A 4,925-nucleotide genomic window follows, 5' to 3' on the forward strand; every position below is an offset into this window, starting at 1 on the left:
CCACGCCGGGGGCGAGTTGTCCCCGGCTTGCCCCCACGCTCGCTTGCGACATTCACGCTTTGTCCACACGGAGTCCGCCAGCATGGAGCTTTCCCCTCAGGCCGCCAGGGCCGGGGCTGGTGGAGCACCGAAGCGGTCGACGATCCTGGCCCCGCCACCCTCCCCGGAGTGGTACACCAAGTCGGGCGTGCGGTAGCCCAACGACTGGTGGGGTCGCTCACTGTTGTAGAAGGCGAAGTACGCGCGCAGGCCCAACAGCAGCTCCGGCAGACTGGCATAGCCCTTGATGTAGATGTCCTCGTACTTGAGGCTGCGCCACAGGCGCTCAACGAAGATGTTGTCCAGCGCCCGGCCACGCCCGTCCATGCTGATGGCGATACCAGCGTCCTTGGCGGCCGACCGCCAGCGCCTCGTCACGCGCGATCCACGCGCGCCGGGTGCTCACAGGCTCAGCCCGGACTTTTTTTTCAACCAGTCCAGTTCCATCTTCAGCCGCCCGATCTCGCTGTAGAGACGCTCGGGTTCCGCCTGCTCGTCCACTTTCTGGCGTCCACGCTTGGTTTCAAACAGCGTCCCGGCCTGCTCCAGGATCTCCTTCTTCCACTGCCCCACCTGGGCGGGATGGACCCCATGATCCTGACCGATCTCGTTCGTCGTCTTGACCCCGCGGATCGCCTCCAGAGCGACTTTGGCCTTGAAGGATGCCGTGTACGTCTTGCGCTTCGCTTCGCCCATTCTGACATGCCCCTTTTGGTTCGACGCGAGCTTAAATTGCTGTCCGGTTTTCAAGGTCCACTATATACTCGGTCGGGACAGCAACAACGAGGAGGAACATAGATGACAGATCTCAGCCGACGTAAATTTCTCAGGGCCGGCGGTGCCGCCGCCGCGGCCGGGGCCGCCCTGATCGGGAGCGGCTTAGGCGCCGCCGCCGAGGCGCCGCGGGCGCCGGGGGCCACGACCCTTCCATACCCGCGCACGGCGATCACCAAGGCGGGGACCATGAAGCCGGACGTCCCGCAGCCCTTTACCTATCCGGACGCGCAGTCCTTCTGCCAGATCATCAAGACCGGCCGTGCAGTGCCGGGCGGGATGGGGCCGGACCGCGACATCGTCGCCTTCAGCACCCAGTGTACCCACAACGGCTGTCCCCTGAGCTATGACAAGGTGGCGCGCACCTTCAAGTGCGGTTGCCACTTCAGCATCTTCGATCCGGAGATGCATGGTCAGATGGTCGACGGTCAGGCGACCGAGAACCTCCCGCGCATCCTCCTGGAACACGATGCCCAGGACGACACCCTCTACGCCGTCGCGGTCGAGGGTCTGATCTACGGCCGCCAAAGCAACCTGTTGTAACCGGGAGACCGCCATGACCCAATTTCGCGACCGTATCCCGCTGCCGCCCCCGGACGCGCAGCGCACCAATATGACCTGCCATTTCTGCATCGTCGGCTGCGGCTACCACGTCTATAAGTGGCCGGAGAATGTCGAGGGCGGACGGGCCCCGGACGAGAACGCGCTCAAGATCGATTTCCGCACCCAGGTCCCGCCGCTCGGCATCATCATGACGCCGCCCATGCACAATGTGGTCACCGACCGGGACGGCAGCCGCCACCACATCATGATCCTGCCGGACAAGCAGTGCGTGGTGAACCAGGGCCTGTCATCGACCCGCGGCGGCCAGATGGCGAGCATCATGTACAGCGGCGAGGGGACCTCCCGCCAGCGCCTGTCCTACCCCAAGCTCTTTACCGGCGACGACTGGGTGGAGACCAATTGGGATCATGCCCTCAAGGTCTATGCTGGGGTCACCAAGCGCATCCTGGATGCCGGCGGCCCGGATCAGCTCGCCTTCAACGCCTTCGACCACGGCGGTGCCGGCGGCGGCTTCGAGAACACCTGGGGCAGCGGCAAGCTGATGTTCAGCGCCATCGGCACCCAGTTGGTCCGCATCCATAATCGCCCGGCCTATAATTCGGAGTGTCACGCCACGCGCGACATGGGCGTCGGCGAACTGAACAACAGCTATGAGGATTCCGAGGTCGCCGACACCCTGTTTTATGTCGGTGCTAACGGCTACGAGACCCAGACCAACTACTTCCTCGCCCATGCCATGCCCAACATGACCGGGCTCAGTATCAAGAAGAAACAGGAATGGTTCCCGGGCGAGACCGCGGAGAAGGCCAAGGTCATCTTTATCGACCCGCGCCGCAGTCTGACACTGTCCGTGGCCAACCACATCGCCGGCCCCGAGAACGTCCTGCATCTGGCCATCCTGCCCGGGACCGATACCGCGCTCTTCAACGGACTCCTGACCTATGTGGTCGAGAAGGGTTGGCACGACAAGGAATTCATCGCGGCCCATACCAGCGGCTTCGATGCGGCCCTGGCCGCCAACCGTTTGAGCTTGAAGGATTGCAGCAAGATCACCGGGGTGCCGGTCGCCGACCTTCAGAAGGCCGCCGACTGGGCCTATGCCCCCAAGGCCGACGGCAAGCGCAAGCGCACCATGCACGGCTATGAAAAGGGCATCATCTGGGGCAACGACAACTACCGCATCCAGTCGGCCCTGGTGGACCTGGTGCTTGCCACCCACAATGTGGGACGACGCGGCACCGGTGTGGTGCGCATGGGCGGCCATCAGGAGGGCTATGCCCGCCCGCCCTATCCCGGCGGGCGCCCGGCCAAGTATGTCGATGAGGAGATCATCAAGGGCAACGGCAAGATGCTCACCGTGTGGGCCTGCAACGCCTTCCAGTCCACGCTGAATGCGGAGCAATACCGCGAGGCGGTCTACCGCCGAGCGGCCATTGTGCGCGATGTCATCAGCAAGGCCCGCGGGGCGAGTGCCGTGGAACTGGTCGACCTGATCCACGACGCGGTGGAGCACCGCGGCGGTCTCTTCGTCGTCAACATCGACCTCTACCACACCAAGTTCTCCGATGCGGCACACCTGTTGCTGCCGGCCGCCCACCCCGGCGAGATGAACCTTACCGCCATGAACGGCGAGCGGCGCATGCGGCTGTCGGAGCGCTTCATGGACCCCCCGGGTGAGGCCAAACCCGATTGTCTGATCGCCGCCGATATCGCCAATACCCTGAAGGCGCTCTACGAGAAAGACGGCAATGTCGAGATGGCCAAACGCTTCCGCGGTTTCGATTGGAAGACCGAGGAGGACGCCTTCAACGACGGCTTCCGCAAGCCCGCCGGGATCGACAGTCAGGGCGGCCCGACCGGCGATCTGGCCACCTATGCGGGGCTGCGGGCCATGGGTACCAACGGCGTCCAGTTACCGATCAAAGAGGTCAAGGACGGCAAGCTCGTCGGTACCGAAATGCTCTACACGGATTACAAGTTCGACACCAAGGACGGCAAGGCCCAGTTCCTGCCATCGCCCTGGAACGGCCTGCCGGGAACCGTCGAGACCCAGAAGAAGAAGTACCGCTTCTGGGTCAACAACGGCCGTACCAACCACATCTGGCAGACGGCCTATCACGACCGCTTCCTGCCCTTCCGGCGTGACCGCTTCCCCATGTCACCGCTGGAGATCAATCCCCAGGATGCAAAGGAGTTGGGGATCGAATCGGGCGACATCGTGGAACTGCACAATGACTTCGGCTCCGCCTTCGCCATGGCATACCTTGAGCCCGACATCGCCCGCAATCAGACCTTCATGATGTTCGGCTACGACAATGGCGTGGTGGGCGACGTGGTCACCGACTGGACCGACCGCAACCTGATCCCCTACTACAAGGGCACCTGGGCGGATATCCGCAAGGTGGGGACCATGAAGGACTACAAACGGACGGTTTCGTTCAAGCGACGGCGGTTCCTGTCGACCTGAGCAATCCCGCACTTCCGCCAAGCCGGACGGGGCCGCTGCCTCGTCCGCAACGTCCACTTACCGAGGCAAGTCAATGAACAGACGAGCGCCATGACGACCCAACCATTGACGGACCCATTCGGCCGCCGGATCGCCTATCTGCGCCTCTCCGTCACCGACCGCTGCGACCTGCGCTGCGGTTATTGCCTGCCCAAAGGCTTCAAGGGCTTCGAGGAACCTGAGCACTGGCTCACGTTCGACGAGATCACCCGCGTGGTGGGCGCCTTCACCCGTCTCGGTGTCCACCATGTACGCCTGACCGGCGGTGAGCCGCTGATGCGGCGCGAGCTGCCGCGGCTGGCCGCGCGCCTGGCTGCCCTGCCTGGGCTCGACGATCTGTCCCTGTCCAGCAACTGCACACAGATGGACACCTTGGCTGAACCCCTCTATCAGGCCGGCGTGCGGCGCCTGAATGCCAGCCTCGACAGTCTGCGGCCCGAGGTCTTCGCCCAGGTGACCGGAGGGCGGCTCGACCAGGTGCTGCGCGGCCTCAGGGCGGCCCGCCGGGCGGGATTCGAGCCGATCCGGATCAACACCGTCGTCATGGCCGGGGTGAATGATGGGGAGATCGAGCAAATCCTGGAGTTCTGCGCGCAGCATGGCTTCACCTTGCGGCTCATCGAGACCATGCCAAGGGGCCGGACCGGCCAGGCCGCCCAGCACCAGTACGTCGATCTGCGTCGGATCAAGGAGCGCCTGGAGCGCCGCTACACCCTGATTCCCGATCTGCTGCCTGGCGGCGGCCCGGCGCGCTATTACCGCGTTGGGGCCGGTGAGACCCGCATCGGTTTCATTACCCCGCTGTCCCAACATTTCTGCGCGACCTGCAACCGGGTCCGACTCACCGTGGATGGCACCCTGTACCTGTGTCTCGGTCAGGAGCACAGCGATCCCTTGTGCTCGTTGTTGCGTGCCGGTGTCAGCGACGAGGAGCTGGTCGCGCACCTGCGCCATGCGATCACTCGGAAACCGGAGCGCCACGAGTTCAATGAGCGGCCCGCGCAGGTTGTTCGGTTCATGGCTCAGACCGGGGGGTGAGCCC

The 4,925-nt window shown here is 64.2% G+C and carries 3 protein-coding genes and 1 pseudogene; 3 read left to right on the top strand and 1 reads right to left on the bottom strand.

Going from position 1 to position 4,925, the window contains the following annotated elements:
• Positions 1–96: 96 nt before the first annotated feature.
• A pseudogene (locus QZY48_RS15560) lies at positions 97–735 on the bottom strand (integrase core domain-containing protein).
• Positions 736–837: 102 nt separating this feature from the next.
• On the opposite strand from QZY48_RS15560, the gene QZY48_RS15565 reads away from it, so the two are divergent.
• From QZY48_RS15565 to moaA, 3 genes are all read left to right on the top strand, one after another.
• Entirely contained in the window at positions 838–1,356 is a 519-nt protein-coding gene (locus tag QZY48_RS15565) for an arsenate reductase (azurin) small subunit (protein ID WP_295432420.1), read from the top strand.
• Between the two features lie 13 nt (positions 1,357–1,369).
• Positions 1,370–3,844, top strand: coding sequence for an arsenate reductase (azurin) large subunit (locus QZY48_RS15570; protein ID WP_295432423.1), 2,475 nt, complete (start codon positions 1,370–1,372; stop codon positions 3,842–3,844).
• Positions 3,845–3,934: 90 nt separating this feature from the next.
• The gene (moaA, locus tag QZY48_RS15575; protein WP_295432425.1) at positions 3,935–4,921 is read left to right on the top strand and encodes a GTP 3',8-cyclase MoaA; all 987 of its coding nucleotides are present in this window, start codon (positions 3,935–3,937) and stop codon (positions 4,919–4,921) included.
• The last annotated feature ends 4 nt before the right edge of the window (positions 4,922–4,925 follow it).

The organism is uncultured Thiodictyon sp., assembly GCF_903828115.1.
GTDB lineage: Bacteria > Pseudomonadota > Gammaproteobacteria > Chromatiales > Chromatiaceae > Thiodictyon.